22 protein-coding genes and 2 pseudogenes are annotated in these 26004 nt (G+C 62.4%); 15 read left to right on the forward strand and 9 right to left on the reverse strand.

Features of this window, described 5'->3' with window-relative positions:
- The first annotated feature begins 17 nt into the window (after positions 1–17).
- Positions 18–428 (forward strand): VOC family protein, encoded by a 411-nt coding sequence (locus tag KKR91_RS08230; RefSeq protein WP_210228554.1) that lies wholly within the window; start codon positions 18–20, stop codon positions 426–428.
- 1 nt (position 429) lies between these two features.
- Here KKR91_RS08230 and KKR91_RS08235 read toward each other — a convergent pair.
- Positions 430–570: pseudogene (locus KKR91_RS08235) on the reverse strand (NAD(P)-binding domain-containing protein); the annotation flags it as partial.
- Between the two features lie 156 nt (positions 571–726).
- Here KKR91_RS08235 and KKR91_RS08240 point away from each other — a divergent pair.
- The 4 genes from KKR91_RS08240 (at position 727) to KKR91_RS17200 (ending at position 5682) form a co-directional block, all read left to right on the forward strand.
- A complete protein-coding gene (locus KKR91_RS08240) occupies positions 727–1413 on the forward strand; it encodes an ABC transporter ATP-binding protein (RefSeq protein ID WP_237688308.1) in 687 nt (228 codons plus the stop codon).
- Between the two features lie 2 nt (positions 1414–1415).
- A complete protein-coding gene (locus tag KKR91_RS08245) occupies positions 1416–3008 on the forward strand; it encodes a DUF6297 family protein (RefSeq protein WP_210228556.1) in 1593 nt (530 codons plus the stop codon).
- 292 nt (positions 3009–3300) lie between these two features.
- Entirely contained in the window at positions 3301–4296 is a 996-nt protein-coding gene (locus KKR91_RS08250; protein WP_210228558.1) for a lantibiotic dehydratase C-terminal domain-containing protein, read from the forward strand.
- A 483-nt stretch (positions 4297–4779) separates the two neighbouring features.
- A complete protein-coding gene (locus tag KKR91_RS17200) occupies positions 4780–5682 on the forward strand; it encodes a lantibiotic dehydratase C-terminal domain-containing protein (RefSeq protein ID WP_420481433.1) in 903 nt (300 codons plus the stop codon).
- Here the strand turns inward: KKR91_RS17200 and KKR91_RS08255 are convergent.
- Entirely contained in the window at positions 5567–6529 is a 963-nt protein-coding gene (locus KKR91_RS08255; protein ID WP_210228560.1) for an MBL fold metallo-hydrolase, read from the reverse strand. The two genes, KKR91_RS17200 and KKR91_RS08255, sit on opposite strands and share 116 nt — an antisense overlap.
- A gap of 268 nt (positions 6530–6797) precedes the next feature.
- On the opposite strand from KKR91_RS08255, the gene KKR91_RS08260 reads away from it, so the two are divergent.
- The 3 genes from KKR91_RS08260 (at position 6798) to KKR91_RS08270 (ending at position 9190) form a co-directional block, all read left to right on the forward strand.
- Positions 6798–7817: a zinc-dependent alcohol dehydrogenase family protein gene (locus KKR91_RS08260; RefSeq protein WP_210228562.1), complete on the forward strand. Its 1020-nt coding sequence runs from the start codon at positions 6798–6800 to the stop codon at positions 7815–7817.
- Positions 7818–8015: 198 nt separating this feature from the next.
- Positions 8016–8576 (forward strand): hypothetical protein, encoded by a 561-nt coding sequence (locus KKR91_RS08265; RefSeq protein ID WP_210228564.1) that lies wholly within the window; start codon positions 8016–8018, stop codon positions 8574–8576.
- Positions 8573–9190, forward strand: coding sequence for an RES family NAD+ phosphorylase (locus tag KKR91_RS08270; RefSeq protein WP_210228566.1), 618 nt, complete (start codon positions 8573–8575; stop codon positions 9188–9190). The genes KKR91_RS08265 and KKR91_RS08270 overlap by 4 nt, the downstream gene beginning before the upstream one ends.
- A gap of 37 nt (positions 9191–9227) precedes the next feature.
- On the opposite strand, the gene KKR91_RS08275 is transcribed toward KKR91_RS08270, so the two are convergent.
- Complete coding sequence (locus tag KKR91_RS08275) at positions 9228–9974, reverse strand: DUF4386 domain-containing protein (RefSeq protein WP_210228569.1); 747 nt, start codon at positions 9972–9974, stop codon at positions 9228–9230.
- 103 nt (positions 9975–10077) lie between these two features.
- On the opposite strand from KKR91_RS08275, the gene KKR91_RS08280 reads away from it, so the two are divergent.
- On the forward strand, positions 10078–10776 hold the full coding sequence (locus KKR91_RS08280; protein WP_237687550.1) for a TetR/AcrR family transcriptional regulator C-terminal domain-containing protein: 699 nt from the start codon (positions 10078–10080) through the stop codon (positions 10774–10776).
- 169 nt (positions 10777–10945) lie between these two features.
- Here KKR91_RS08280 and KKR91_RS08285 read toward each other — a convergent pair whose 3' ends face one another.
- Both KKR91_RS08285 and KKR91_RS08290 read right to left on the reverse strand, forming a co-directional pair.
- Positions 10946–11110 carry a hypothetical protein gene (locus KKR91_RS08285; protein ID WP_210228573.1) on the reverse strand — a complete coding sequence of 55 codons (165 nt, stop codon included), beginning with the start codon at positions 11108–11110 and terminating at the stop codon, positions 10946–10948.
- A 47-nt stretch (positions 11111–11157) separates the two neighbouring features.
- The gene (locus tag KKR91_RS08290; RefSeq protein WP_210228574.1) at positions 11158–11733 is read right to left on the reverse strand and encodes a KH domain-containing protein; all 576 of its coding nucleotides are present in this window, start codon (positions 11731–11733) and stop codon (positions 11158–11160) included.
- Positions 11734–11872: 139 nt separating this feature from the next.
- Here KKR91_RS08290 and KKR91_RS08295 point away from each other — a divergent pair, with 139 nt between their 5' ends.
- Positions 11873–15850: a tetratricopeptide repeat protein gene (locus tag KKR91_RS08295; protein WP_210228576.1), complete on the forward strand. Its 3978-nt coding sequence runs from the start codon at positions 11873–11875 to the stop codon at positions 15848–15850.
- A 151-nt stretch (positions 15851–16001) separates the two neighbouring features.
- Here the strand turns inward: KKR91_RS08295 and KKR91_RS08300 are convergent.
- Positions 16002–17215 (reverse strand): annotated as a pseudogene (locus tag KKR91_RS08300) (IS110 family RNA-guided transposase).
- 720 nt (positions 17216–17935) lie between these two features.
- Here KKR91_RS08300 and KKR91_RS08305 point away from each other — a divergent pair.
- Complete coding sequence (locus KKR91_RS08305) at positions 17936–18922, forward strand: DUF4062 domain-containing protein (RefSeq protein WP_210228578.1); 987 nt, start codon at positions 17936–17938, stop codon at positions 18920–18922.
- 87 nt (positions 18923–19009) lie between these two features.
- On the opposite strand, the gene KKR91_RS08310 is transcribed toward KKR91_RS08305, so the two are convergent.
- The 3 genes from KKR91_RS08310 to KKR91_RS08320 are packed head-to-tail and all read right to left on the reverse strand — an operon-like array spanning position 19010 to position 20817.
- Positions 19010–19468: an HIT family protein gene (locus KKR91_RS08310; RefSeq protein WP_210228580.1), complete on the reverse strand. Its 459-nt coding sequence runs from the start codon at positions 19466–19468 to the stop codon at positions 19010–19012.
- Complete coding sequence (locus tag KKR91_RS08315; protein ID WP_210228583.1) at positions 19468–20298, reverse strand: macro domain-containing protein; 831 nt, start codon at positions 20296–20298, stop codon at positions 19468–19470. The genes KKR91_RS08310 and KKR91_RS08315 overlap by 1 nt, the downstream gene beginning before the upstream one ends.
- A 9-nt stretch (positions 20299–20307) precedes the next feature.
- Complete coding sequence (locus KKR91_RS08320; protein WP_210228585.1) at positions 20308–20817, reverse strand: TIR domain-containing protein; 510 nt, start codon at positions 20815–20817, stop codon at positions 20308–20310.
- Positions 20818–21035: 218 nt separating this feature from the next.
- Here KKR91_RS08320 and KKR91_RS08325 point away from each other — a divergent pair, with 218 nt between their 5' ends.
- Genes KKR91_RS08325 through hpaD form a run of 4 tightly spaced genes read left to right on the forward strand, consistent with a single transcriptional unit; the run spans position 21036 to position 25959 of the window.
- Positions 21036–22520 carry a fumarylacetoacetate hydrolase family protein gene (locus KKR91_RS08325; protein ID WP_210228587.1) on the forward strand — a complete coding sequence of 495 codons (1485 nt, stop codon included), beginning with the start codon at positions 21036–21038 and terminating at the stop codon, positions 22518–22520.
- Positions 22517–23227: a GntR family transcriptional regulator gene (locus KKR91_RS08330; protein WP_210228589.1), complete on the forward strand. Its 711-nt coding sequence runs from the start codon at positions 22517–22519 to the stop codon at positions 23225–23227. The genes KKR91_RS08325 and KKR91_RS08330 overlap by 4 nt, the downstream gene beginning before the upstream one ends.
- A gap of 59 nt (positions 23228–23286) precedes the next feature.
- Positions 23287–24804 carry a 5-carboxymethyl-2-hydroxymuconate semialdehyde dehydrogenase gene (gene hpaE, locus KKR91_RS08335; RefSeq protein ID WP_210228590.1) on the forward strand — a complete coding sequence of 506 codons (1518 nt, stop codon included), beginning with the start codon at positions 23287–23289 and terminating at the stop codon, positions 24802–24804.
- 54 nt (positions 24805–24858) lie between these two features.
- Positions 24859–25959, forward strand: a complete 1101-nt coding sequence (gene hpaD, locus KKR91_RS08340) for a 3,4-dihydroxyphenylacetate 2,3-dioxygenase (RefSeq protein WP_210228592.1) — start codon at positions 24859–24861, stop codon at positions 25957–25959.
- Positions 25960–26004: the final 45 nt, after the last annotated feature.

Below are 26004 nucleotides of genomic sequence, written 5' to 3' on the forward strand. Positions count from 1 at the left end.
ATCGCTACTCTCGCTCCATGACCGGATTTCCCCAGCTGCAAAACACTGTCCTGGACACCACCGACGTCCGCGGGCTGGCCGAGTTTTACCGTCAGCTTCTCGGGCTCCGGTATCTGCCCGGAGATGAGCCCGCGCCGCAGGGCCCGGATGACGCGGACTGGCTGGTGCTGACCGATGGGCAGGGCCGGCGCCAGCTGGCGTTCCAGCTGGTTGACCGGCTCGAGCGGACCACCTGGCCGCGCCCGGATGTGCCGATGCAGCTGCATCTGGATTTCACCGTGCCGGACCGGCAGTCACTGGCGGATCAGCACGCCCGCGCACTGGGCCTGGGGGCGGAGCTGCTGCTTGACCGCACGGATGATCCGGACGAGCCGCTCTACGTCTACGCGGACCCGGCCGGCCATCCGTTCTGCATCTTCGTGGGCTGAGCGGCCCCAGTTCCGCGATCAGGTCCTGCAGGGTTTCCGGTCCGCGCGAGTTGGCGATGACCACGTTCATCCCTGCCGCGACTGCGAGCCGCGCGACCGCTGATCCGATGTGACCGCTTCCAATGATTCCAAGTGTCGGCATTGCTCATCCCTTCGCTGGTGCGCCCGTGTGGCGCGTGTTGCTGGGTTGAACCTGCCTGGACGCGTGGAAAATTCCTGCGCCCGCCAACCCGGCCGGCCTCCCCATGACCACCCCGCGCTACCCGGCCGCCCTGCCGGTGTCCGCTAGATTGGCAGCATGACTTCAGTGGGGGCTGTGCTCGATATGTCCGAATTGTCCGTGGGGTACGCCGGCACACCGGTGTGCGGACCCATCACCGCGCAGGCAGCGGCCGGCGAAATCCTGGGCATGGTGGGATTCAACGGTGCCGGAAAATCCACCGCGGCCCGCACGATCGCCGGTAAGCAGCCCATGCTCCACGGCGAGGTCCGCGTCCACGGCCTGCCGGTTTATGAAGACGCCATTCCATTCCGCCGGCAGGTCGCAGCGCTGTTCGACGAAGATGCGTTCTTCCCCTCCCTGTCCCTGCGCGAGCACCTCCAGCTGATCGCCCGCGGGCACGGCCTGCCGGATCCCGATGCCGCCGTCGAAGCCGAACTCGACTTCTTCGCCTTGCGGGAGCGCGCCAACGCCGTTCCGGCCTCCGTCTCGTCCGGGCAGCGGCGGCGGCTGCTGCTTGCCTCCGCCCTGATCCGGCCCTCGTCCCTGCTGATCTTGGATGAGCCGGAGCAGCGACTGGATCCGGCCATGCGCGAGAGGCTGGGGGAGCGGATCAAATCCTATGCCGACGACGGCGGCACAGTGCTGCTGGTGACCCACGACCCGGCGCTGCTCCTGGCCACCGCCGGACGCTGCCTGCTCATCGACGACGACGTCCGCGAGATCGCGCCGGAACGGGCCGCCGCGGAAATCGCCGGGCGCTGATCGTGGCCCAAAACGCCGCCGTCGGAACCGTTGCAACGGCCTTCAACCCGGTCCGGTACACCCGGCACGCCGCGAAAGCCTTCACCCGTGGCCGGACCCGGCTGCGGGATGTCCTGGTTGATGTGTATTCGGCGGTGCTGACGGTGGGAACCATCGGGGCGATGGCTGCCGGTCTGGTCCTGGCCCTGCGGGAGCAGGTGGCCCAGGCCTGGGACGCAGACCCGGGCGCCCGCACCCTGGTGTCCGCGCCGTCGTTCGCCCTGCCCGACGGCGCCGCAGCGACCGCGCTGCTGTTCGCCGCCCTGGCGGCGATCATGGTTCTGGCCCGGAAACTGGGGCCCGCGGCGGCGACCACGGCCGAAGGCTACTGGTGGCTGACCCTGCCCGTGGCGCGGCGTCCGCTACTGACCGGACGGCTTCTGCGCCGGCTTGCCCTGGTCTGGGCCGGCGCGTCCGTGCTGTACCTGCCGGTCGGTTTTATCACCGATCTTCACGCCAGTGGGCCCGGACAGTTCCTGGGCGCTGCGGTCTTCGGAGTGGCGGCCGTCAACGCCGTGCTGCTCTCGGCGCTGCGGCAGGCCGGTGCCGGTCCGGTGGGTTCCGGGCTCGCTGGTTCCGGCAGGCCCCGTTCGGAGCTGGTGGGGCGCATAGCGTCCGGACCGCTGCCGGGCCTGTTGCTGCTGGCCGTGCTGAGTTTCGTGCCGCGGCAGGCGGCAGCAGGTCTGTGGGGACCAGCCCTGGTGGCCCTGGCCTCCGCCGTCGCGCTGGGCGTGGTGGTCTTTCCGCGGCTGGAAACGATCCCGGCCCAGGACCTGATCCGGGCCGGCGGTGTCTCCGGACATGCCGGTGCTGCCCTGTATCTAATGGACGCCAACGAGGTGGGCCGCGCCCTGTCCGGCGATTCCGGTGCCGTCGTCTCCACCCGCGCGGCCCGCTGGTATGCCCGCGGCACGCGGACTCCGTTTGGTGCGCTGCTGCGGGCCGATACCGCTGCTTTCCTGCGCACCCGGGGCTGGCTGGGCCGGCCTGTCGTGCTGCTCATGCTGTGCGCCCTGATGCTGGTCACCGGCGGGAACCAGCCGGTGCCGCTGCAGCTGGCCCTGGTCGCGGTGACAGTGTTCGCTGCCGTTCCGGCGGCGGGCGCGTTGGCCCGGCGGACCGCCATCACGCCGGGCCTGGACGTGCTGCTGCCGGTATCGGCATCCCTGGTGAAGCTGAGCCGGATGGCGCTGCCCACAGGGCTCATGGCGGCCTGGGCTGCGGTGTTCGTGGCCGTGCTCGTGCTGCTGGGTGCCGGAAGTCCGGAGCTCATCGCCCTGGGCGCACTGGCTGGGGTGGGGTTCGGCGCGTCGGCTGTGCGCGGTGCCTACCGGCCGGACCCCGACTGGACCGCCCCGCCCACGGAAACCGTCTTCGGCCCCGTGCCCTCGGCGCAGACCGGGGCCATGATCCGTGGCCTGGACACCACGCTGCTGGCGTTGGTTCCCCTGCTGCTGGGCCTGTTCCTGGGCTATGCGCCCGGAGTGCTGCTGCTCGCGCAGGCCGGCTTTTCCATGGCGTGCCTTCTTGTGGTGATGTTCTCGGACCCCAAGTAGGGTGAGCTTTTCCGGCGTCTTGCTCGTCTTGAGGTCCTCGTGCCAGACGGCGGGTCAGGGCTTGGTCGTCAGGCCGCGGAGAGCGCCGTCGTCAACCAGAAAAGACCGATGCAGCGTGCGTCGCTGGTTCACAAGGCCCCATAGTCGCTCTGCATGCGCAGGAAAAGCCCCCCTGGCACAAATGGGAAATTTCGTGGGGCCCGTATGGACATTCACATTTAGGCAACACACTGTTGGCAACTCACCTACCGAAGTCACGACGATCAGTTTCGGGGATGATAGGAGCCACGTCATGCAATCGACCACTGTTCATCGAGGTGCAGCTACCCGTCCTGTGCAGCAACACCCCAATACAACCTTGTGGTCCATCCTGACTATTGAGCCGGAGCGTAAGGGTGTCGGCGACGACATTCTCCGCCATATTTTTGCCCCTTTGTCTTCCCAAGTGCGGGCCGGGGAGGGGTACCGGCTTCGGTTATCACGCAACCTGGAATCCGGCCATCAGACTGTGCTCCTGCATTTGCTTGCCACCGACGACGTCGCTAAGCGCCTATGGAAGTTTGCGAACGCGCTGGCGGAGGAAAACGTTGCCACGCTGGGTACCGTGAAGACCTTCCACTCGCCGGGGCTCGTTTATCCACCACGGCCGGGTGAACCGGTACCTGAGGTGATGGAAGCGGCACTTGCACGGTTCGGTGGGCCAAAGGGCTTGGACCTGGCAGCTGAGATTGCTGACGTGTCCTCGGATCTGGCTTTGTGGGCGGTCAACCGCTTTCCCGGCCCCAACACGCGCTCGATGCTGGCTGCCCTGCTTCTCTTCGACACCGGCCACGCCATGATGCGCGGCCCCCGGTCCGCGGTGTGGCCCGACCGCAGAATCACTAGCTGGGACTACTACTGGAACGCTCATCTGCACGCCTGTACAGGTTCTTTCGGCCCGCACGCTGCGCAGGCGCGCAATGCCATGAGGGCCCAGATTGCACCCCGGATTGTGCCGGCACACAGGATGATGGCCGCCCTTGCCTCAGAGCCGGCAGTGGATATCTGGCGGAAGCGCTGGGCAAGGGCCATGGATGAGTATTTGTACCGGGCAGACAAACAACGCATCAGTCGCAGTGCGCAGCAACTGACTACGGGGGCTAGCCTGATGGCACTCAACGGGCTGGGCTTCACGTTGAGGGAGCAGGCGGTCCTTGGCCTCTACGCGTCTGCCTGGAGTAAGGAAATAGAAGCGCAGTATTCCGGTGAGGAGCGCTCGACGCAGCCGGCAAAGCCGGGTAGGAAATAACAGCGTAGGCGGCAGCGGTCAATGAAAACCGCTTATGGTCCGGACCACGTTTTCGAAGCGCTGGAGTTCCCCTCGGGAAAGGGATCCTGACGGACAGCCCGTGAGGGGCCTTCGGCGTTGCTTCACGGCGCCCAGGTGTTTCAGACGCACTTGAGCTGGCGCTGCGGCCCGGCAGGAACCTCGACGCGGATCTCATCGCCGATGAAGTCGATGCCGGTGTCGCACGGGTCCGTGTAGTGCGCGTCGCTGGTTCGCAAATCTCGCGAGACCCTAGTCGCTCCGCGTCCGCAGGAAAAGGCCCCCAACACAAATGGGGGGATTCTGAGAACCAGTATGGACATTTACATTTCGGGACCACACTGTGAAGTCAGCATACTTACTTTTTTTGGGGATGATATGAGCCACGTCATGCAATCGACCACTGTTCATCGAGGTGCGGCTACCCGTCCTGTGCAGCAGCACCCCAGCACAGCCCTGTGGTCCATGTTGACTGTAGAGCCGGAGCGTAGGGATGCGGGTGACGAAATAGTCCGCCGTATTGTTGCCCCGCTGATTTCCCGAACGAGGACCGGGGAAGAGTGCAGGTTTGGCTTTAACCGCAGGGTGGAATCCGCCCATCCAGCCGTGCACCTGCATTTGCGTGCCCCCGAGGACGTCGTTAAGGGCCTATGGAAGTCCGTGTACGCGCTGGCAGACGAAAGCGCTGCCACACTGGGTGCCGTGAAGATCTCGCAGTGGCCGGACATTTCTTATCCACCACGATCAGGCGAGCCGGTGCACCAAGTAATGGAAACGGCATTTTCCCGGTTCGGTGGACCAAAGGGCTTGGAGCTGGTTGCGGGGATTTCCGAGTTGTCCTCGGACCTGGCTTTGTGGGCAGTCAACCGCTTTCCCGGCCCCAACACGCGCTCGATGCTGGCCGCCCTGCTTCTGTTCGACACCGGCCACACCATGATGCGCGGCCCCCGATCCGCTGTGTGGCCGGACCGCAGAACCATTAGCTGGGACTACTACTGGAACGTTCATCTGCACGCCTGCAAAGGTCCCAGCGCCTCGCAGTCTGAGCCTGCGCGCAGGGCAATGATGGACCAGATGGCACCCCGGGTTATGCCGGCACATAGGGTAATGGCCGCCCTTGCCACGGAGCCGGCCGTGGATCTTTGGCGGAAGCGCTGGGTAAGGGCCATCGATGAGTATCTGTACCGGGCAGATAAGCAACGCATCAGTCGCAGTGCGCAGCAGCTGGCTATGGGGGCTAGCCAGCTAACACTCAACCGGCTGGGCTACCCGCTCCGGGAACAGGGGGTCTTTGGCCTGTACGCGCGCGCTTGGAGTAAGGATATTGAAGCGCAGTATTCCGGTGAGGGGCGCTCGGCCAGAGGATGAACTCGTCACAGACCGCCCGCACTGGCTCCGGACCTGCAGCGTCCAGGGCAGAGCGCACCTTGTGGAGGTGTTCGACTGTCATTTCAAGAGGAGGCTCATCGGGTTGGTAGGTCGTGCGCACCGGGTAGTCCAGGCCCGGGGTGCTGGTCATCTCAATGTGACACCCAAGGACGTAGGTCACTGGGTGCGAGCGGCAGAATTCGATGAGGAGATCAATGCTCCGCGAAAAGGCCGGCCAGTCACTGATATACAGCCGCCCGCGGTACACCGTGTCACCGGTGAAAAGGATCCCGGTCCACGGATCGTAGAACGTGACAGCGGCAGCGTCATGACCAGGCGTGGCAAGAATGTCGAGCATCCGTCCACCAAGATCCAGCTCTGTCTTGTCCGATGTGTCGGATAACCCGAGATAACACCACGCTGACAGCTTGTCTGCTGGCACGAGGGTCGTAGAGGCGCGGTCGAAGAACTGGGCATCACCGGCCATATGGTCGCCGTGTGAATGTGTATGCAGGATCAACAGTTCGTAGGAATTGTCGACGCCGGGATGGCGGCTCATCCACGAATCAATGAGGTCGTCGACGACTGTGCGCAGCGGGAAATGCTGTTCAGACACGGTGGCGCCGGTATCTAGCAGCACCACACGCTCGCTACCGAAGAGGAGGAACAAAAAGGGGGCCTCGTAATTGATTGCCTTGTTCTGCCGAAGAACAACAGTGTCAGCGTCGTACCAATAGACCTGCACATCCGGGTCAGTGTTGTGTTTGGAGGACTCCGACCCATGGATCCACCGCGGAGGCAAAGGCCTCGCAACGGGTCCGGCGGTAGAGAGGGTTTTCTTCGACATCAGTGCTCCTGGTTGTGAGGACACAACGGGGTCCTCCGGGAAGGAGCGTCCTTTGGCTGGTCTCCTGCGGCATCGGCGGCCTCGATGTCCAGCTTAATTGCTTGGCGCCGGACGAGATGCAGGCAAAGGCGGTCGGGCAGTTCCATGGCGCCGGCGGGCAGCAGGGTTCCGCGCGCGTAACCGGAACTCAAGGGTCCCGGACCTACCCATGCGCCTGTGCGGGTGCTGTCCTTGGAGCAGAGAGAATCCGACCGCAGAAGGAGATACCATGCGTGGCGTAGTACTGCATGCCCCCGGAGATGTGCGCGTGGAGGACCGGGCCGATCCAGCGATTGAAGAACCGACCGACGCCGTCATCCGGCTGGCAGCGACCTGCATCTGCGGGTCAGACCTGTGGCCGTACCGAGGCGTGGAGGATGCGCAGGACGCACCCATGGGACATGAGTACATCGGCTGGGTGGAGGAGGTTGGACCCGAGGTGCGGACCATCAAAGTCGGGGACTTCGTCGTCGGCTCCTTCTGGGCGTCCGACAACACGTGTGAAATCTGCCGGGCGGGCTACCAGAGCCGGTGCGTCAATGCCGTGCCGATGGGCAGGATGGGCACCCAGGCGCAGTTCGCCCGGATTCCGCTGGCCGACGGCACCCTGGTGGCCACGCCGGAATCCCCGCCGGCGGACCTGCTGCCCTCACTGATGGCGGCCTCTGATGTACTGGGCACCGGCTGGTTCGGCGCCGTGGCTGCTGAGGCGGGCCCCGGCAAAACCGTCGCCGTGGTGGGGGACGGCGCTGTCGGCGTTTTGGCCGTCCTGGCCGCACGACAGCTCGGTGCCGAGCGGATAATCGCGTTTAGCCGGCACCCCGAACGCCAGCAGCTCGCCCGTGAATTCGGAGCCACCGATATCATCGCCGAACGCGGTGATGCGGGGGTGGCCGCACTCAAGGACCTGACCAACGGGCTCGGCGCCCATTCGGTGGTGGAGGCCGTGGGTACGCAGGAGTCAATGATGCAGGCTGTGCGTTCCACCCGGCCGGGCGGTCACATGGGCTTTGTGGGCGTCTCCCATGACGTTGCTCTTCCCGGGCTGGAGTTGTTCTTCGCCGAGATCCACATGCTCGGCGGCCCCGCTCCCGTGCGCCGCTTTCTGCCCGACCTCATTCAGCGGATCTGGGACCGGAAGATCGACCCGGGCCGGGTTTTCGACCTCACGCTTCCGCTGGCCGACGCCGCTGAGGGGTACCGGGCCATGGACGAGCGCCGTGCCATCAAAGTGCTGCTGACCCCCTAGTCAGCCGCCGTTCGGGCGCCATGCCGTTGCCTAGTCGTGTAGACTCCCCAGCCAACACTACCGACGCTAGAATAAAACGTAGGAAACGTCGGAAACCCGCCGCGAGAGAGCCACATGACACTCCATCCCACGCACGCCCGGAAACAATCCTCCAGCCATCCGGATAGCCGTCAAGACGCACTCGACAAAGCCCTCCAGATGATCGAAGCGCAGGATGTCGGCGTCGATCTGCTGGTCGAAGTGCTTGTGCGCCGATCACAGGCTCTGGCGCCTGCCCTGGCCGCCGTCGTCAACGCGCAGCGCAGCCTCGATGCCCTCCGCCCCGCACTGGCATCCCTCCCCGCCGTTGTTACACCTGAACTGGCTCAAGGTGCCATGGCCACGGAGAACGCCTGGCGCGCCATGGAGCAGGAGTTTGGGCTACTCAAGGCTCAAGATGCATCCAGGGCCCTGGGGTCCCGGGCCAAAGGCCGCAGCACCCTCGCCCACGACCGGCGCGAGAGCGGGCAGCTGCTCGGCGTCCGCCGCGGTAACGCCGTCCTCTACCCGGGGTTCCAGTTCGACAAGTACGGGGGCGTCCATAAGGTGATCACCGCCCTGATTCAGCTGGCCCACCGCGCCCGCCGCAGCGACGAGGACCTTGCCCAGTGGATCTGCCTCCCGTCCGGCTACCTCGACGGGGACCGTCCCGTGGATCGATTGCAGGACGCTGACGCTGTCCTGGCGGCTGCGCAAGGGCACTTCGGGGTCGAGTGGTGACCGCTGGCCCTTCCGGACCACTCACCGCTGACACACACATACTGGACGAAGGGGCGCACCTGTACCGGATTTTCACCAACAGGCCGGACAGGCATGCGGGCACCTTCAACCCCGGCTTCGGGACTCCGACCCGCTTTGCATTCTTCGGAGACCCGGCCATCCCGGTCCTCTACGCCGGAGAATCAGAGATCGCTGCAATATCCGAGACCCTGCTGCACGACGTTCCTGCTGATGGCGGGGCACTGCTGCCGGGGGACTACCAGAACAAGGTGATGGGCCGGTTGACAGCGCAGCGCCCGCTCCGCTTGGCCTCCTTCATGGGGACAGGATTCAGGACAATGGGGGCCTCCGCTGAGGACGTAACGCGGACGCCGGCCAGCCGCTACGCGGAGACTGTTCTGTGGGCGGAGGCTGCGCACGCGGCGGGCTTTGAGGGCATCGCATGGATGAGTCGCCAGTGCGACACGGAGAAGGCTTATGTGTTCTTCGGCGACCGCGTGCGTGAGGATGATTTCGCAGTGGACCCGGCCTACGGGCGGGCGTTCGCGCTGCCGGATGACGCCGATTGGCTGACCCGGCTCTGCTCGCCGCTGAGGATTGAGGTCCGCAGGTAGATCGGCGGTGCATCACTGTGCTCGGCGGCGAACAACTTCAGCCACGTGCCGCATGGCGCTTTTTGGAAGTGGCGCCCGTCGCCGGAGAATCTTTGAGAGCTGCTGCGGTGGTCCTGGTGCTCCGCGGCCGGCGGAAGCCAACGAACGTCAGATAGATCCCCAGTGAGAACTCCCAGATGATCTCCGGCAGGGTGGCCAGGGCTGAAGGAACCGAGGTCTGTCCGTAGGCTCCGAAGAGCACGGCAATACCGGACAGCGACATCAGTGGGCCGCCAATCAGGCCGAACAGTGCCATCGGCCGCGGCACCAGATGCGCGCGGTACATCAGGAACCCGAGCAGCAGTCCATTCCCGATGCCGACCACAAACCCCGGGCCCAGCAGGAATGTCCAGCCATGCACCGCAACCAGGGCACGGGCAACGGGCAGATACTCCGCGGCGTCGGCACCGGCGGTCTGCCGCAGCGTCACCACCGCCAGGATGCTGAGGATACCGACGGCGATGAACGTGCATTCCACAATCCGGGCTGCGAGATAGCCGACCGCAGCGCTCTCGCTGTGCCTGCGCAGCACGGGAAAGAGTACGACGGCGGTGCCGATGTTCGTGATTATCAGTACCAGTTCGCAGACGGCACCGAGGAGGATCCGGGTGTCCGCACCGGGGCCGGTGATGTAGTCCGGGTCGGTGAGCAGTGGTGCGTAGAGTGCGGCCCCGGCGATGGCCGAGACGAAGGTGAGAAGGAATATGATCCCGGCGGTCCGGGCGGTCCGGTTGGAGGCTTGCATGGCGCTTCCTGTCGGCCAAAGGTGTACTTCGTACACCACGTGCGATGAACGTAGGTGTATGACGTACACTCTGTCAAGCATCAATTCCCAGGAAGGTGGCGGCTTGGCACAGGTACCCAAGGACCGGCAGCAGCGGTCCGTGCCCCGACCGCGCCTGAACCGGGAGACCGTACTCCGCGCCGGCGTCGAACTGGCCGACCAGGTGGGTATCGAGGGTTTCACCATGCGCACCCTCTCCCAGGAGCTCGGTGTGGTTCCCATGGCGCTGTACAAGCACGTGGCCAACAAGCAGGAACTGCTCGAGGGCATGGTGGATCTTGTCTGGAACGAGGTCACGGAGCCTGACGCCGGGCGCGGCTGGAAGCAGGGAGTGCGTGATCGTTCCGTCTCTCTCCGCGACGCTCTCATCCGGCACCGGTGGGCAGTGGGTCTGATGGAGGCAGCGGGACGCCCGGGACCAGAGAACCTGCGGCAGCACAACGCGATGCTGGGATGTCTGCGGCAGGGCGGGTTTTCGTTCCGCACCACCGTCCACGTTATGAGCCTGCTGGATGCCTACGTGTACGGGTTTGCTCTGCAGCAGAAGACGCTCTCCTTCGAGACTCCGGAGGAGTCGGCCGCGTCTGCCGCAGCAACGCACGATGCTGAATCCGCAGAGACAGCGGCCCGGTACCCGTATTTGCTCGAAGTGGTGGCCGAGCTGGCCAAGGAAGGCTATGACTATGACGCCGAATTCACCGTCGGGCTCGATCTCCTGCTGGACGGCGTTGAGGCTCTGCGCGGTTCCTGGCGCAGCGCTTAGATTCCGCTGCATCCGTCCGGGCAATTGTGCGGGAAGTCTGCCGGCGTGCTTCCGGAGACAGATTGTCCGCCGTTCATCCGCTTCCGGTGCCCGTGCTCAGAAGGAGAAAGCACCCCGCCCGGGCCTGCCACTAGTGGTCTGCCCGGCCGTGGCGCTTGCCTAGGTCAAATCACTTCCCCGTCTTGCGCATGCTGAAGGTTCCGCTTGAGTGCTTCACCTTTTCGTACCCGCCGAACGCATTAGCCTTACCGGATTTCTGCTCCAGACGGGCAGGTGAGACTGTACGTGGCGTGGTGTTGGCTTTGCCGGCACCTTTGGAAGTGTTGCTGGCCATCTTGATCACCTCCTCTCGTGTTTTTATGGTCTCGGTGGAGACAGCTCTCAGGCTGCGCGGTAGCGGTTGCCGGTGGCGTCGTCGGCGTCAGCGATGATTTTGAGGATTCTTTGTTTGGCCGATTCAAGCGTCGCCATAGAGCAGGCAGAGATCCGCACCAACCCCGTCCTGTCGATACTTATCCGGCAGTCAGTTGCCACCTCGAGCCGGCGAACGGTGGAGCCGCCCAGGCCGATGACGAGCCCTATTCGGCCTGGTGGAATCTCGAAGGTCTGGATGCGGTCAGCCCATGCCGTCGTTTTGACTGTGGCCGTCTTTGCTGTTTCCCATGGTTCTGCCACTACCCACACCTTGAGGACCCGGCCGTCGAGCTCACGCTCGAGGCGCACGCTGCCGTTTTCACGGTCCGGTACTGACCGACTGGGCTTGGCAATCACCTGCTCGATTTGATGCTGCCGCACCTGGCGTTGGAGCATCCGCTCCCTTGCGTGGTTTGTGTAGGTGGGAGGTACAGCCAATCGGGGCTGGGGCGTGCGCTGGCTTCGCATTTTAGTGAATAGCCAGAGGGTGACAGCCGCGAGAATGGCTGTTCCGATAAGCAGCCACGAGATAATTGCATGCATGTCCGTTGCCTTCCTTTCGTTCCATGTGCGTCTGATGACGCTTAATCCACAGTCCGATGCGGCATGGCTAGGCATCAACCGGTGCTATGCCGAGCAGTGCCTAGCCTCACTGTGAGGGAATTGCTGGCATGATGCGGACATGGGAAAAAACGGGGAGCTAGACATCGACAAAACACTTTTCGATGCACTTACGGAAGTCTGGGGAGAGGCGCCGACAGCTGTCAGTCCCATGGTTGTGCTTGCGGCTTACCTGTATTCCCTGAAGGACGGCTACGGATTGACCGACACTCAGCATCTAGATGCGGACAAGGTCGAACTGCCTCCAATTGCAGACGATGCAAGAAGATTTATTGACCAGTTCATCCCTGGGAGTGCCGATATGGACTCGCTGCGAAACTTCATCTACGGAGTGTTCGCATCAATGTCGGCTGATGCGAATATCCGCAGAAGGATAAATAAGAGCAACAGGCTCTCAGATACTGAGGTGCTCATGTTGGGACAAATCGCTTGGAACTTGGAGCAGAACGAACGACGCCGAAGGCTACCTCTCGGACCCCGGCCAATCCGGCGAAACGGCAAGCCATTCACACTCGATATTCCCGTCCCAAAGCGTGACCTGGACTTTGCGACGATGCGCTGGACAGAGCGCAGAAATCTGACAGGCGTCCCCGGTAAATCATCGGGCGCCAGCTTCGGTAGCCAGGCAGCGCGCCTCGCTGTATTGGCGGCGAAGTGGCTCCTTGATGCGGGTACTCCGCCAACGCCAGAAATTGGCGAAGCATCCTTGGTCGACGGTGCTAAGGGGACACAACGGATCGTCTGGGCCGCAGGTTCAGCCCAAGAGCCGACGATCGCCAGTACGGGTTTTCTCCCGGCTGATTCCAAAGCACTGGGGCTATCTGCCGTGCCTAGGACAGGCCGGATCGGCCCAGTTCTTGTCGGCGACTTTGCCGAGGTGGGGGATCGCTATCAACGGAGGGGATTTGATGATGAAATCACCCGAGTGTGGGAAGACGGTGGGGATCGCCGCGTGTGGTTGTGTGGGGGGCCCGGTCTGGGGAAATCTTACGCAGCTCGAAAGGTCATGCAGAGCGCCCTAGGCCGTGTTGACGACAACCGTCACGACTTGCTGATTTGGGTGAACTCCGCCGATTCAGTGACCGTAACCAGAGAATTCTCACGCGCAGCGGAACGCCTCGACCTCGGGGACTCCGTGTCAACGGACGCTGCGGATAGGGCTGACCTACTTACCCGTTCACTGCTCGAGCATCTGAGAACAACCGACGAGCGCTGGCTTATCGTGCTAGACGACGCGGATGCCGAAGGTCTTATCGAGAACAACCTAGTCCCTACTGGGACAAACCCAAGGGGACGGGTCCTAATCACGACCTTGAGTGGCTCCCACAGGATCGTGGGCGCTGGTCGTCATGTTGAAGCGGAGCTATTCTCGCGGGGCGAGGCCGAGGATTTCATCAAAAACCGTCTACCCGAGACGTCCGAGGACGACAGGGCTGGGTTAAGCAAGATTGTGAGGCACCACCCGCTCGCACTATCTATTGCGGCGTCGACAATAGCAGCAAACGGTATGACGGTCACAGCCTGGATCGAGGAATTCGAACATGCAAGACGCATGGACGAGGCAGCCGATTTCGCGGACGTGGGTGGCTACCCGAGGCTCGTTGGTGCAACATGGCAGCTCGCGCTGGACAGAGCTTCTCGGCGTATGCCAGAGGGGGTGGTGCAACGGGCAGCCATGGTCGCCGCCCTCCAAGATCCAGATGGCCACCCAACATGGCTGTGGCAACGTGACCCTGTCAGAGAATGGGTTGCCGGTGGTGCGGATCTTCCCTGGAACAGGGGGAGAATGCACCCCGGCATCAAAAGACTTGTCGACTACGGCATCATTCGGCTCGTCGGCGACTGGCCTGACGGTCGCATCACGATCCATCAACTGGCGGCCAGAGCCATCCGCGAATCCGCCGCCCCTGAGACACTGGCCGAACTCGGCGCACTCCTCGCTGACCAGTGGTTGCTTGAATTGACGCTAAAGCCGGCCAACACACAGTCCAAGGAAATCCGGGCAGGTGTCGCCCCCGTCGCGGCGATACCCTATCTCTCCTCATCGGCAAGAAACACCGCCACCGCTCTGCTGAATTTCTCTCAACCATCATCATCCGAACAGGTCCTTGGCTCAGATCACTTCGAGCTGGAACTATTGAGGCCGCATCTCTCACAGGGAGGAGCCATCGGCCAGGCTGCGTTCGCGCTGCGCCTTGCCGACGTCGGACTGGACGAACAGGCCCTCGGTCGCCATGTGGATGCCCAAAGAAACCTTGCAGAAGCTGCCGCCATCTACCGTCGTTTGATCGACACCCCGGATCTCCCCGATGACCTCCGCGCCGGTCATTTCGAGGCCCTAGCAGAAATAGACGCCGAATTGAACCGACCCGACCAAGCCCACAACAACCGGACGAACGCTGCAAGGCTTCGTGAGCGTTTCAAATCAAGCGAAGTGATGAAGGTCAAGTCCATAGCTAATCAGCTCGCGCTAGCTGATTTATACGAGAAGCTATCAGACCCGCAGGGAACAAAAGCCGCCCTTGACCGGGCGCTGTCGCTCTGGGATGGCCAGGAATCCGCCGACCCCGACGCAGATGCATCAACGTATGCAGGGCTCGCTCGTCGGTTGACATCGGCGGGACGCCTCGCGGAGGCCGAAGAGCACATGCGCCGTGCGGCAGAACTGTACGAGACAACGAAGTTTGGTCGAACTGTTCGCTTCAAGCAAATCGCCACAGAGCTGGGATACATTTGCGCTCGAGCCGGCAAATGGACCGAAGCTGAAGAATGGTTTCTGAGAAGCGAGAGCAACCCAGTACCCCTTGCTAGCGTTCTGCTGCGCCAAGGGCGAAGTAGTGATGCAAGGGCAACCCTTGCCCAAGCAGCCAGAAGCTCTGAAGCTGTGACTCAGCGAGAGCCGAGCATCGATGCCCTCATCCGTGAGATGGTCGAGAATTCTGTTGTGCCTACGCTCTATTCTCTAGTGCAGAAGGCCATGGGCCACGGGCGATGGGAGGAGGCTGCCGATCTGGCGACAGTTTGCCTTGAGCTGACTCGTGCTCGCCACGATTTGAACCCAGGTGAAGACCCGCAAAAACTGGCCCAGGCATATTTCACGGCAGGGGTGGCTTCTCGGTCGGCCGTACGACTTGATACAGCTATTACGCATTTCACGAGCAGCGCCGACATACTTGAGATGCTGATCCAAATAAGTCGCACAGAAGACCTTCAGCTGAAGTATGGGCAGTCACTCTACTGGCTGGCCACGACTACTCAAGACACCGGTTCTCCGGAATCTGCAGCGAATCATGCCCGTCGCGCTGTCGAAATCCTGAGTCAATTAGATTCTGAGGAAGCCCGCCAAGACCTCAGTGACGCACTCTCAGTTCTCGGATTGGCCTATCTTGAAAAAGGGGACGCGGACGAAGCCATTGCCAGTTTCACGTACCAAGTGCGCATCTGGCAGGCTGCATATGAAAGGGCGCCCGCCTCGAACACAGCTATTTCTTTCACTAAGGCGCTAGAGAAACAATGGCTTGCCCTTATGAAAACACGCAGGTGGAACGAAGCGGTCCAACCGCTCATCGATGCGATTGCGATTTACCGAACGATGCCCCCTGCAGATACCCAAGATGGGGAGGCCCTGGCAGGGGCGCTCTTCAACCTCGCATACGTCTATTTCAATCAGGGAGGAAGCGCTTCAGAGTCAGCGTCATTCGCCGAGCAGTCAGTCGGAGCTTGGCAAGAACTGCTGGATGAGGAGCCCAGCAATCTCGGACTTCAAGTTAGCATCGCGTACGCTCTTTACATGCTCGCGGCATCCTTGAGTGAACTTGACCGTGACCTCGACGTTGTCAGCGTTTTGAATCGAGCAGCCAACCATCTCCAGTTGCCCACCGAACTTCGGCCAGACGATCTCGGACCACTGCTGATGGAAGTGCTCACTGAGCTTGAAAGCGGCCTCCGGGCGATAGGCGACGATAGCTATGCCGATGAAATTCGCGCACGAGCAAACGATCTTGCCCGGCGTCTTCCTCCGCTGACTGACGAAGAGTGATATGACAAACGGAATCGTTGTTCCTTGAGGGCATTTTCCAACAGCTGCCTACTTTTGTTAGTTCCCTTGGATAACTTACGCCGTAAAAGGGACGACAGTCCTGCCGTCGTCGTTCGTCCGCGATTAGGGGGGGGTGCCTCTATGGTTTTCGTCAAGCGGCTGAGGAAAGATTCTTAGGCGCGGGGTCCGCGTAGAGGGTTCCGTCGCGGAGCATCGCGAAAAGGACATCGGAACGGCGCCGGACGAGGGCAATTATTGCTTGGCTGTGGCTTTTGCCTTCGGCGCGTTTGCGGTCGTAATACGCCCTGGCCGGTGGATGATGCAGGGCGCGGCGAAGGCCGAGTGGAACAGCGCGCGTTTGAGTTTCTTGTTGCCCCGCCGGCTCGGATGCTCACCCCGGATCGAGGATCCCGAGCGGCGGGTAACCGGGGCGATTCCAGCGTAGGACGCCAGATGGGCGGCGGACGCGAAGTGCTTGCCGGTGACTTCGGTGAGGATCCGTGCGCAGGTCCTGACGCCAATGCCGGGCATCGAGGTCAGGACCTCGTAAAGAGGGTGGGCCTCCACGAGTGCTTCGACCTGGGCGGCGATCTCGTCGCGCTGCCGGCGCAGGGCCAGTAGCTGCGCGGCCAGTTTGGGCAGCACGATCCCCGCTGCGCCGGTGCCTACGACCACGACCGTCTGCTCGCCAAGAGCGGTAAACACGGACTCGGTAAGGCGTTCGGCGGCCCTGGGTGCGTGTTTCTTCAGCCGTGCTTTTGACGTGTCCCGCGGCCGGCGGTCTTCAACGCCGCAGGGGTCGGATAGCGGGTGAGCAGGTCAGCCACGGCCGGATGGTCCAGGTGCGGTCCCAGTGCCCGTTCCAGCGCGGGATGGATTTGGGTGAGCAGTCCGCGGATCCGGTTGGTGGCGGTGATTTGTCCGGCGAGGAGGTCATCGAACCCGCAGAGCACTCCGAGTTCGGCCAGGGTTTCATCGTCCAGTTCCACCGGGCGCAGCGTATGCGGCATGGACCCGGGCGGCTTCAGCGATGATCGCCGCACCGCGGGCATCGGTCTTCGCCTGGCCCGGATGCAGGTCAGCAATCCTGCGCATCGCTAGGCCCGGCAGGTAGCCCACGGCTGCTCCGGCGGCCTGAGCTCCCGCGACGGGCAGCGCACCGATGGTCGCTGGCTGATCCACGACAACCAGGACTTTCCCGTGGCCGGTGAGTTTGGTGAGGACGTCCCGGATTTTGGTTTCGTCCTGCGGCAGGGCCTTGTCGTAGAGCTTCTTCCCGGCCCGGTTCGGTGCCACGGCATCGTGCCCTGTTTTTCCGACGTCCAGGCCTACGAGAACGTCGATGCTCTCTTGCTCCAAGATCATGATTACCCCCGGTAGCTCGTGCTGAGACTGACGCGTTGGCTGGTCAGGGGCGGCAGAAGTCGCATCCACGTTACGAAGGACCCGTCGTCGTGCCTCTATTAGCGATCCACCGGCCGCCATGTCGGTTCCGGTGGCAACAACCCCCGGATCATGGGTGACTGGGGGCAAAAACCATGCCGGAAGCGACCGGCCAACACACCCATATCCTGCATCAGGAACGGGCTATGAAAAAGGTAACGGGGACACATCAAGGGTCCACCAGTACACAATCGGGACCCCGCCCATGATGAACGCGTTTGGCCGTTCCTCTGATATCAGCGAAGCGTATTGGTGTCTGCTCGTTGTAGTTGCATTTCGCTGGTGCGGCAAGCTTAGTGCTTTTACGACCGGGAACTACCCATCGTTACAACAGGTTTTTTTGAAAGACCGAATTCTGGCGGTAATGTATATCCAAGAATGACGGGGGAGAGCACCGCCCACAGAAGCCGAGGATCATTACATCTTTGGCCTCCACGCGGCATGCCGTTCACTACCCAAGAAATCAGGCCTCCGTTAAGTAGCGGACGGAACGACTCATCCGCGAATTAGCGGGCAGGCTAGTGGCATACCCCGGCCGCAGGGCCAGGTCGGCGGCCCACCTCGTCGCCCTAACGCTCTAGAACGTAATGTGCTCTAAATCTGTAAGATGAATGACTCCTCGAGATCCGAAGGCAACAAGGCATGGCCGTACCCACCGTTTTTATCAGTTCCACATTTTACGACCTAAAATATGCGCGAGAAGCGCTGAAAAGATTCGTCACCGACCTGGGATATTCACCCGTGCTCAGTGAGGAAGGGACGGTGTTTTATGACCCAAAGGTAAGCGCTGCGGAATCTTGCCTAAGGCAAGTAGTGAACGCAGACATACTTGTACTCCTGATCGGCGGACGGTTCGGACATGAAGTCCCCAACACGGGTGAATCTGTGACAAATGGTGAGTTTCAAGCGGCTGTTGAAAAACAGATCCCGGTATTTGCGCTCGTGGAACAGGGGACATATAACGATTATCAGCTCTATAGAGTGAACGCCGACAAGCCGGCCGTTATTGAACAGATGCTATTCCCGAACGCAGACAGCCCCAAGATTTTTGAATTCATAGAATCCGTTCAGGGGCGAGCTGCCAACAACGCACTGGTTGCATTCAGCTCAGCAGCGGATATCGAAAGGTATTTGCGGAACCAGTGGGCTTCGATGATGCATGGATACCTGACAAAGGATGCTACGGAGGCGGAAGTCGTGGACACCTTGGAGGTCCTGAAGGAAGTCAATGAGCGGGTAGAGGTAATCGCAGAACAAATCCTTCGAACCGTTGGTACCTCCGAAGATCGGCTGTACGTAAAGTTGCTTCAGGACATGCTGCAATCTTCGGTCGTAGCCGACCTGCGGTTCATGGGCGGCAAGCCAACCCCTGGCGTTATCCTTAAGACGTCAACTCTGGAAGAGTGTGCGCTGGGCTTAGGTATCAGTTTTGGCGTTAAGGACCAATGGGACGAAGGTGAAGACGCAATATCAGCCAATGGTGAAGTATCGCCTACGCGCCTCGCTCGGCTGGAAAAACAATATGCCAATCTGACGAGAAGGCTCAGTGACACGCTTTCCAGTTACGGAGTCGCAATAAAGGATCTCCTTGATTATGAGTCCAAAATCGCGGGAGACGTCACAGCGTGATCGGTTACTAGGATCGACAAGACGCCGTCGCATCGTTTGCGCTGCTTGAATCGGTTGGTTGTCTGGCTTGACGCCGCCAGCAACGAGTCAGCGTTCGCAGATCGGTAATTTATGGGACTCTGAAAGTTCACGGGCGATCTGATCCGTTTGAGCGATGCTGAGCTCGGGCACTTCTCCGAAGTCCGTACCCCCGCCGGGCAAAGTGCCCGCAACGTGGAAGTGAAGATGTCCGATGGCTTGGTGCGCAGCGGTTCCATTATTCTGCCAAATGGCAATCCCTGGACGCTCGTACCTGTCGTCGATTGCGGCGGCAGCAGCAGCAAGAGTGTCTATGAGGGCATGTCGTTCCTCCGCGGTTGCTTCCAGTAGTGTTGGGTAGTGCCGAGTGGGAATGACGAGGAGATGGCCAATGCCCCTTTGGTCCCTAGTTACGAGGACCGCCACTAAGGTTGATCGACAAAGAATGGTGAAGGGTCTTCTGCCGCTGAGGTAATCACAGAAGGCGCAGGGGTTGTCCTCAGGGAGATCGAGGTTTGACTCAGTCATTAGGCCACCAACGAGGATAAAAATGCTTGGAATTCCGGCATGTTTATTTTACTCTCCTCGTCCTCGTGAATAACGATTCGGAGCTCACTTGAAAACCGAGCTCGCTTGGTGCACAGTAAGAACGAAAAGGCTATCAATCGAACAGCAATTTCCGGCGTCAGCTCCGAAATTCGCGACTGTCCTTGCCCGATTAGGGGAACACAGATTGGGGCACCGTTACCATGGATGTCCGCCTGCTCCCAACATTCGTCCAGGCTATCGAGAATGCCTCGGATTGTACCCGTGGCCTTGTTCTGCCCGTCCATGCTTGAATATGCCGCACAGTAGTAGCGAATTCCCCCCGGCGGGCTGAGGGTAGCAACTGTGCCAACGGGATAGATGGTTTGCTTCCCTAGTTTGTTGATGCTCCCTATCGGTTCTACAGAGCGCAGTGCCTTTTCAAGGTCGTTGTCTAGCGTGTGCTGCGATCCGGCGTATACATGGTGTAAGAAACTTCCTTGAACACTGCTCCTTGCGATAACGTCAGGCACGGCGGTGTCGAAAGTGGTGGTCATCCCGACTACAGCGCTGGCGTTTTGATCGAACAAGTCGCCTATAACTAGTCGGATAGTGACATTCTCTGGATAGATTTGCTGAATAGGTCGTGCCCGCAAACTCCAGCAGGCCCAAATTGCGGCCGCTCCAACTACTACAAGGATTAGCCACCAGGCTCCCTCCAACCACCTCGGGGCCAAGGGCGCTAGGATGCCGATCGGGATCGCACTAACGCCAAGTGCGGCTAAGAAGTTTTTGCCCCAAGTTTTAGCTCGCCTTGGTAAAGTTATGTTCATAAGTGTATTTTACAATCCCAAGGATGAGTAGACGTCTGCGTTGTAGATTCTTTCACCTTTAGTGGCGCTGCTGGCGTACGTGGCGGCATAGTTGTCGAGCGCGTATTTGATGATCTTCGGTTGGAAGGAGACTGAGATCGTGTGGTAGTTTGCGGCGGACAGAGGCCTTGGGTAATTGGCGCTGTTGCCTTTGCGCGAGCCATCAAGGTGGGAGACGACGATGGGGAGGTTGAACTCCAGGGCCACCTGAAGCTCATAGGCCAGAAAAGAGATCCCGTTTCCACCTTTGGTTTTGGCTGCCGTGCTCCCCAGGAGAACCAGCTGTTTTGCATTCTTCATTCGTTCCCGGAGGTTCCTCTTGATGGTTTCTGGACGGCTGGTGTCACGCGAAACATAAAGATCATGAGCATCGTAGAAGTTGAAATCAATGTTTTTGTTTTCCCGCCAAGCTTCCATAAGCCTGTATGACGAGATATCTTCGCTGGCGAACGCTACGTAGGTCTTGTTTCGGTAACTCATTGCAATCTCCCCCAGAAGGTCGGTGCCGCAGTTCCGCGGCGCACTCGGCAGGAGAAGCATAGCTCCGCCCTCCGCTTGCCACTAATTTCGCGATGTGCGGGTTAGTACTACCGTGACTGCCCGAAGAGCAGGGGCAGCGCGAACCTAGCTCCTTGACGTGACCCGGACCACATGGCACTCTAGATAATATACGATTTCGTACTTCATTCAGGAGAGACATGTCCCCGAGCAACGTAGCCACCACGGACACGCTGAAGCAGGCCGGCAAGGTCATTGCCGTCCACATCAACTACCCCTCGCGGGCAGCAGAACGCGGACGCACCCCGGAACAGCCCTCCTACTTCCTGAAGCCCGGCTCCTCGCTGGCCCTGACCGGCGGCAGCGTGGAACGCCCCGCCGGCTGTGAACTGCTCGGCTTCGAAGGCGAGATTGCCCTGATCATCGGCAAGACCGCCCGCCGCGTGAGCATCGAGGACGCCTGGAGCTACGTCGGGGGAGTGACCGCCAGCAATGACCTCGGCGTGTACGACCTGCGCTGGGCCGACAAGGGCTCCAACCTCCGTTCCAAGGGCGGCGACGGCTTCACTCCGGTCGGCCCGGCCATCCTGAACGCCGCAGACGTCGATCCCGCAGCACTGCGCGTCCGCACCTGGATCAACGGCGCCCTCGCCCAGGATGACACCACCGCCGACCTGCTCTTCCCCTTCGCGCAGCTGGTCGCCGACCTCTCCCAGCTGCTCACCCTGGAGCCGGGCGACATGATCCTCACCGGCACGCCCGCCGGCGCCTCAGTGGCCGTCCCCGGCGACGTCCTGGAAATCGAAGTGGACGTCCCCGCCACCGGAGCAACTACAGGCCGTCTCACCACCACCGTCACCGAGGGCACGACGGCGCTGGCCACCTTCGGCGCGCAGCCCAAGATTGACGACAAGCAGCGCGAAGAAGCCTGGGGCTCCGCCGAAAAGGCCGGCCTCGCCCCGCAGGACAGCCAGGAACCGGCGTCGGCCCTCACCCCCGAGCTGAAGGCCAAGCTGGAATCGGTGGCCACGGCAACCCTGTCCTCGCAGATGCGCGCCCGCGGGCTGAACAACGTCTCCATCGATGGCCTCAGCGGCACCAAGGCCGGCCGCAAGGTGGTGGGCACCGCCCGCACCCTGCGTTTCGTGCCCAACCGCGAGGACCTCTTCAAGTCCCACGGCGGCGGCTACAACGCCCAGAAGCGCGCCATCGACTCCGTCCGCGATGGCGAGATTCTGGTCATGGAAGCCCGCGGCGAAAAGGGCACCGGCACCCTGGGCGACATCCTTGCCCTGCGCGCCCTGCACAACGGCGCCGCCGGCATCATCACCGACGGCGGCGTCCGCGACTACTCCACCGTCGCCAGCTTTGACCTGCCCGTCTACTGCGCCAACCCGCACCCCGCCGTGCTCGGCCGCAAGCACATCCCCTGGGACACCGACATCACCATTGCCTGCGGCGGCGCCACCATCCAGCCCGGGGACATTATTGTGGCCGACGACGACGGCATTGTGGTCATCCCGCCGGCCATCGCCGAGGAACTGGTCCAGGCCTGCATCGTCCAGGAACACCAGGAGGAGTTCATCGCCGAAATGGTCAAGGCCGGCCACAGCGTCGACGGCCTGTACCCGATGAACGCAGCCTGGAAGGAAAAGTACGAGGCCTGGGCGGCGGAACAGGCATGAGCGCCGCCGAAGCCGGCTCCGGCAGCACTGGCTCCATGAGCGGGGCCGAAGCCGGCTCTAAATCGGAGCAGGCCTACGTCCGGCTCAAGCGGCAGATCCTTGGCGGCGACATGGGTTCGGGCTACCGCCTGGTCCTGAGCAGCATCGCCAACGACATGGGGTTCAGCGTGGTTCCGGTCCGGGAAGCCATCCGCCGGCTCGAAGCCGAGGGACTGGTGCACTTCGAACGCAACGTCGGCGCCACCGTGGCCGGCATCGATCCGGACCTGTACCTGCACACTATGCAGACGCTGAGCATCATCGAAGGCGCAGCCACCGCCCTGGCGGCGCCCGGGATCAGCAGCGGGGAACTGGCGAAAGCCCGGGAGCTGAATGAGCAGATGCGCGGGGTCCTGGCGGACTTCGACCCGGTCCGCTTCACCGCCCTGAACACCGAGTTCCACGCCCTGCTCTACGCCCGGTGCCCCAATCCGCACATCTTGGACCTGGTGCACCGCGGCTGGTTCCGCCTCAGCAGCATGCGCACGTCCACCTTCCGGTACGTACCCGGCCGGGCGCACGCTTCGGTGGCCGAACACGACGCGCTGCTGGAGCTGATCGAAGCAGGTGCCCCGGCGCCCGACGTCGAGCACGCTGCCCGCGCGCACCGCACCAACACCCTGAATGCGTTCCTGGCCCAGAGCAACCAGCCCCCGTCACCGATCTAAGACCCCGGAACCGCAAAACCTCCCACGCACCAAGAAGTCACCAAGAAAGAGGAAATCCCATGGCTGAACACTTCATTCCCGAGAACCTCCCGACCCATATCCAGCACTTCATCAACGGCAAGTTCGTGGACTCCGTGAACGGCGCCACGTTCGAGGTCCTGGATCCGGTTACGAACAAGACCTACGCCACCGCCGCCGCAGGCCAGAAGGAAGACATCGACGCCGCCGTCGTTGCCGCCCGCGAGGCCTTCGTCAACGGTCCGTGGCCGAAGATGAAGCCGCGTGAGCGCGCCCGCATCCTCAACAAGATCGCCGACGCCGTGGAAGCCCAGGAAGAACGCCTGGCCGAAATGGAAACCTTCGACACCGGCCTGCCCATCACCCAGGCCAAGGGCCAGGCCCTGCGGGCGGCGGAGAACTTCCGCTTCTTCGCCGACCTGATCGTGGCCCAGTTCGACGACGCCATGAAGGTCCCCGGCGCCCAGATCAACTACGTGAACCGCAAGCCGATCGGCGTCGCCGGGCTCATCACGCCGTGGAACACCCCGTTCATGCTCGAGTCCTGGAAGCTCGCCCCGGCCCTGGCCACCGGCAACACCGTGGTGCTCAAGCCGGCCGAATTCACCCCGCTGTCCGCCTCGCTCTGGGCCGACATCTTCACCGAAGCCGGCGTCCCAGCCGGTGTCTTCAACCTGGTCAATGGCCTCGGCGAGGAAGCCGGCGACGCGCTGGTCAAGCACCCGGACGTGCCGCTAATCTCCTTCACCGGCGAGACCACCACCGGCAAGACGATCTTCCGCAACGCCGCAGAGAACCTCAAGGGCATGTCGATGGAGCTCGGCGGCAAGAGCCCCTGCGTGATCTTCGCCGACGCGGACCTGGACGCCGCCCTCGATTCCGCCCTGTTCGGCGTGTTCTCGCTCAACGGCGAACGCTGCACCGCCGGCTCCCGCATCCTGGTGGAACGCCCGGTGTACGACCAGTTCTGCGAGCGCTTCGCCGCCCGCGCCAAGACCATCGTCGTCGGCGACCCGCATGACCCGAAGACCCAGGTGGGCGCCCTGGTGCACCCCGAGCACTTCAAGAAGGTTGCCTCCTACGTGGAGATCGGCAAGACCGAAGGCCGCCTGCTCGCCGGCGGCGGACGCCCCGAAGGCCTGGAAGAGGGCAACTACATTGCCCCCACCGTCTTCGCCGACGTCGCCCCCGACGCCCGGATCTTCCAGGAGGAAATCTTCGGCCCCGTCGTCGCCATCACTCCCTTCGACACCGAAGCCGAAGCCCTGGAACTGGCCAACAACACCAAGTACGGCCTGGCCGCCTACATCTGGACGCAGGACCTCACCCGCGCGCACAACTTCGCGCAGAACACGGAGGCCGGAATGGTGTGGCTGAACAGCCACAACGTCCGCGACCTGCGCACCCCCTTCGGCGGCGTGAAGTCCTCCGGCCTGGGCCATGAGGGCGGCTACCGCTCCATCGACTTCTACACCGACCAGCAGGCCGTGCACATCACCCTGGGCAAGGTCCACACCCCCAAGTTCGGGACCGACGACGCCGCCAAGGTTGACGGCTAACCCGGCTTTCCCCAACCCGCAGTTCTTTCCCGCAGTTTGCAAAGGAGCAACCCCATGAGCGTTTCAGCCATCAATCCCAACCCGGCCCCCACTCCGTCCATCGCGCCGCCGGACATTGTCCGCTGCGCCTACATGGAACTGATCGTCACCGACCTGGCCAAGTCCCGCGCGTTCTACGTGGATGTCCTGGGCCTGCACATCACCGAAGAGGACGACGACGCCATCTACCTGCGCTCCTTCGAGGAGTTCATCCACCACAACCTGGTGCTGCGCAAGGGCCCCATCGCCGCCGTCGCCTCCTTCGCCTACCGCGTGCGCACCCCCGAGGATGTGGACGTGGCCGAGGCCTACTACAAGGAAATGGGCTGCCGCACCGAACGCCGCTCCGGCGGCTTCACCAAGGGCGTGGGCGACTCGGTCCGGGTCGAGGATCCGCTGGGCTTCCCGTACGAGTTCTTCTACCACGTGGACCATGTGGAGCGACTGACCCAGCGCTACGACCTCTACTCCGCCGGCGAGCTGGTGCGCCTGGACCACTTCAACCAGGTCACCCCCGATGTTCCCCGCGGCCGCGCCTACCTGGAGGACCTGGGCTTCCGCGTTTCCGAGGACATCAAGGATTCCGACGGCGTGACCTACGCGGCCTGGATGCACCGCAAGCAGACCGTGCATGACACCGCCCTCACCGGCGGCGACGGCCCGCGGATGCACCACGTGGCCTTCGCTACCCACGAAAAGCACAACATCATCCAGATCTGCGACAAGATGGGCGCCCTGCGCATCTCGGACCGGATCGAGCGCGGCCCCGGCCGGCACGGCGTTTCCAACGCGTTCTACCTCTACATCCTGGATCCGGATGACCACCGCATCGAGATCTACACCCAGGACTACTACACCGGCGATCCGGACAACCCCACCGTCACCTGGGACGTGCACGACAACCAGCGCCGCGACTGGTGGGGCAACGCCGTTGTTCCCTCCTGGTACACCGAGGCCTCGCTGGTCCTGGACCTGGACGGCAACCCGCAGCCGCTGACCAAGCGGACGGACAGCTCCGAAATGGAGGTCACCATCGGCGCCGACGGCTTCTCCTACACCCGCGAGCCCGGCGAAAAGGGTGGGGAAAAGGGGTTCAAGGTCGGTTCGCAGCTCTAAAACCGGTACGACGACGGCGCCGGGGGAGCGCCGTCGTCGCACCGG

The sequence above is a fragment of the Arthrobacter jiangjiafuii genome (assembly GCF_018622995.1).
Lineage (GTDB): Bacteria > Actinomycetota > Actinomycetes > Actinomycetales > Micrococcaceae > Arthrobacter_B > Arthrobacter_B jiangjiafuii.

Excerpts from the sequence above, each read along its gene's own strand:
- KKR91_RS08230 (WP_210228554.1), top strand. The coding sequence starts at position 18 with ATGACCGGATTTCCCCAGCTGCAAAACACTGTCCTGGACACCACCGAC.
- KKR91_RS08240 (WP_237688308.1), top strand. The coding sequence starts at position 727 with ATGACTTCAGTGGGGGCTGTGCTCGATATGTCCGAATTGTCCGTGGGG.
- KKR91_RS08250 (WP_210228558.1), top strand. The coding sequence starts at position 3,301 with ATGCAATCGACCACTGTTCATCGAGGTGCAGCTACCCGTCCTGTGCAG.
- KKR91_RS17200 (WP_420481433.1), top strand. The coding sequence starts at position 4,780 with ATGTTGACTGTAGAGCCGGAGCGTAGGGATGCGGGTGACGAAATAGTC.
- KKR91_RS08255 (WP_210228560.1), bottom strand. The coding sequence starts at position 6,529 with ATGTCGAAGAAAACCCTCTCTACCGCCGGACCCGTTGCGAGGCCTTTG.
- KKR91_RS08260 (WP_210228562.1), top strand. The coding sequence starts at position 6,798 with ATGCGTGGCGTAGTACTGCATGCCCCCGGAGATGTGCGCGTGGAGGAC.
- KKR91_RS08265 (WP_210228564.1), top strand. The coding sequence starts at position 8,016 with ATGATCGAAGCGCAGGATGTCGGCGTCGATCTGCTGGTCGAAGTGCTT.
- KKR91_RS08275 (WP_210228569.1), bottom strand. The coding sequence starts at position 9,974 with ATGCAAGCCTCCAACCGGACCGCCCGGACCGCCGGGATCATATTCCTT.
- KKR91_RS08285 (WP_210228573.1), bottom strand. The coding sequence starts at position 11,110 with ATGGCCAGCAACACTTCCAAAGGTGCCGGCAAAGCCAACACCACGCCA.
- KKR91_RS08290 (WP_210228574.1), bottom strand. The coding sequence starts at position 11,733 with ATGCATGCAATTATCTCGTGGCTGCTTATCGGAACAGCCATTCTCGCG.
- KKR91_RS08295 (WP_210228576.1), top strand. The coding sequence starts at position 11,873 with ATGGGAAAAAACGGGGAGCTAGACATCGACAAAACACTTTTCGATGCA.
- KKR91_RS08305 (WP_210228578.1), top strand. The coding sequence starts at position 17,936 with ATGGCCGTACCCACCGTTTTTATCAGTTCCACATTTTACGACCTAAAA.
- KKR91_RS08310 (WP_210228580.1), bottom strand. The coding sequence starts at position 19,468 with ATGACTGAGTCAAACCTCGATCTCCCTGAGGACAACCCCTGCGCCTTC.
- KKR91_RS08315 (WP_210228583.1), bottom strand. The coding sequence starts at position 20,298 with ATGAACATAACTTTACCAAGGCGAGCTAAAACTTGGGGCAAAAACTTC.
- KKR91_RS08320 (WP_210228585.1), bottom strand. The coding sequence starts at position 20,817 with ATGAGTTACCGAAACAAGACCTACGTAGCGTTCGCCAGCGAAGATATC.
- KKR91_RS08325 (WP_210228587.1), top strand. The coding sequence starts at position 21,036 with ATGTCCCCGAGCAACGTAGCCACCACGGACACGCTGAAGCAGGCCGGC.
- KKR91_RS08330 (WP_210228589.1), top strand. The coding sequence starts at position 22,517 with ATGAGCGCCGCCGAAGCCGGCTCCGGCAGCACTGGCTCCATGAGCGGG.
- hpaE (WP_210228590.1), top strand. The coding sequence starts at position 23,287 with ATGGCTGAACACTTCATTCCCGAGAACCTCCCGACCCATATCCAGCAC.
- hpaD (WP_210228592.1), top strand. The coding sequence starts at position 24,859 with ATGAGCGTTTCAGCCATCAATCCCAACCCGGCCCCCACTCCGTCCATC.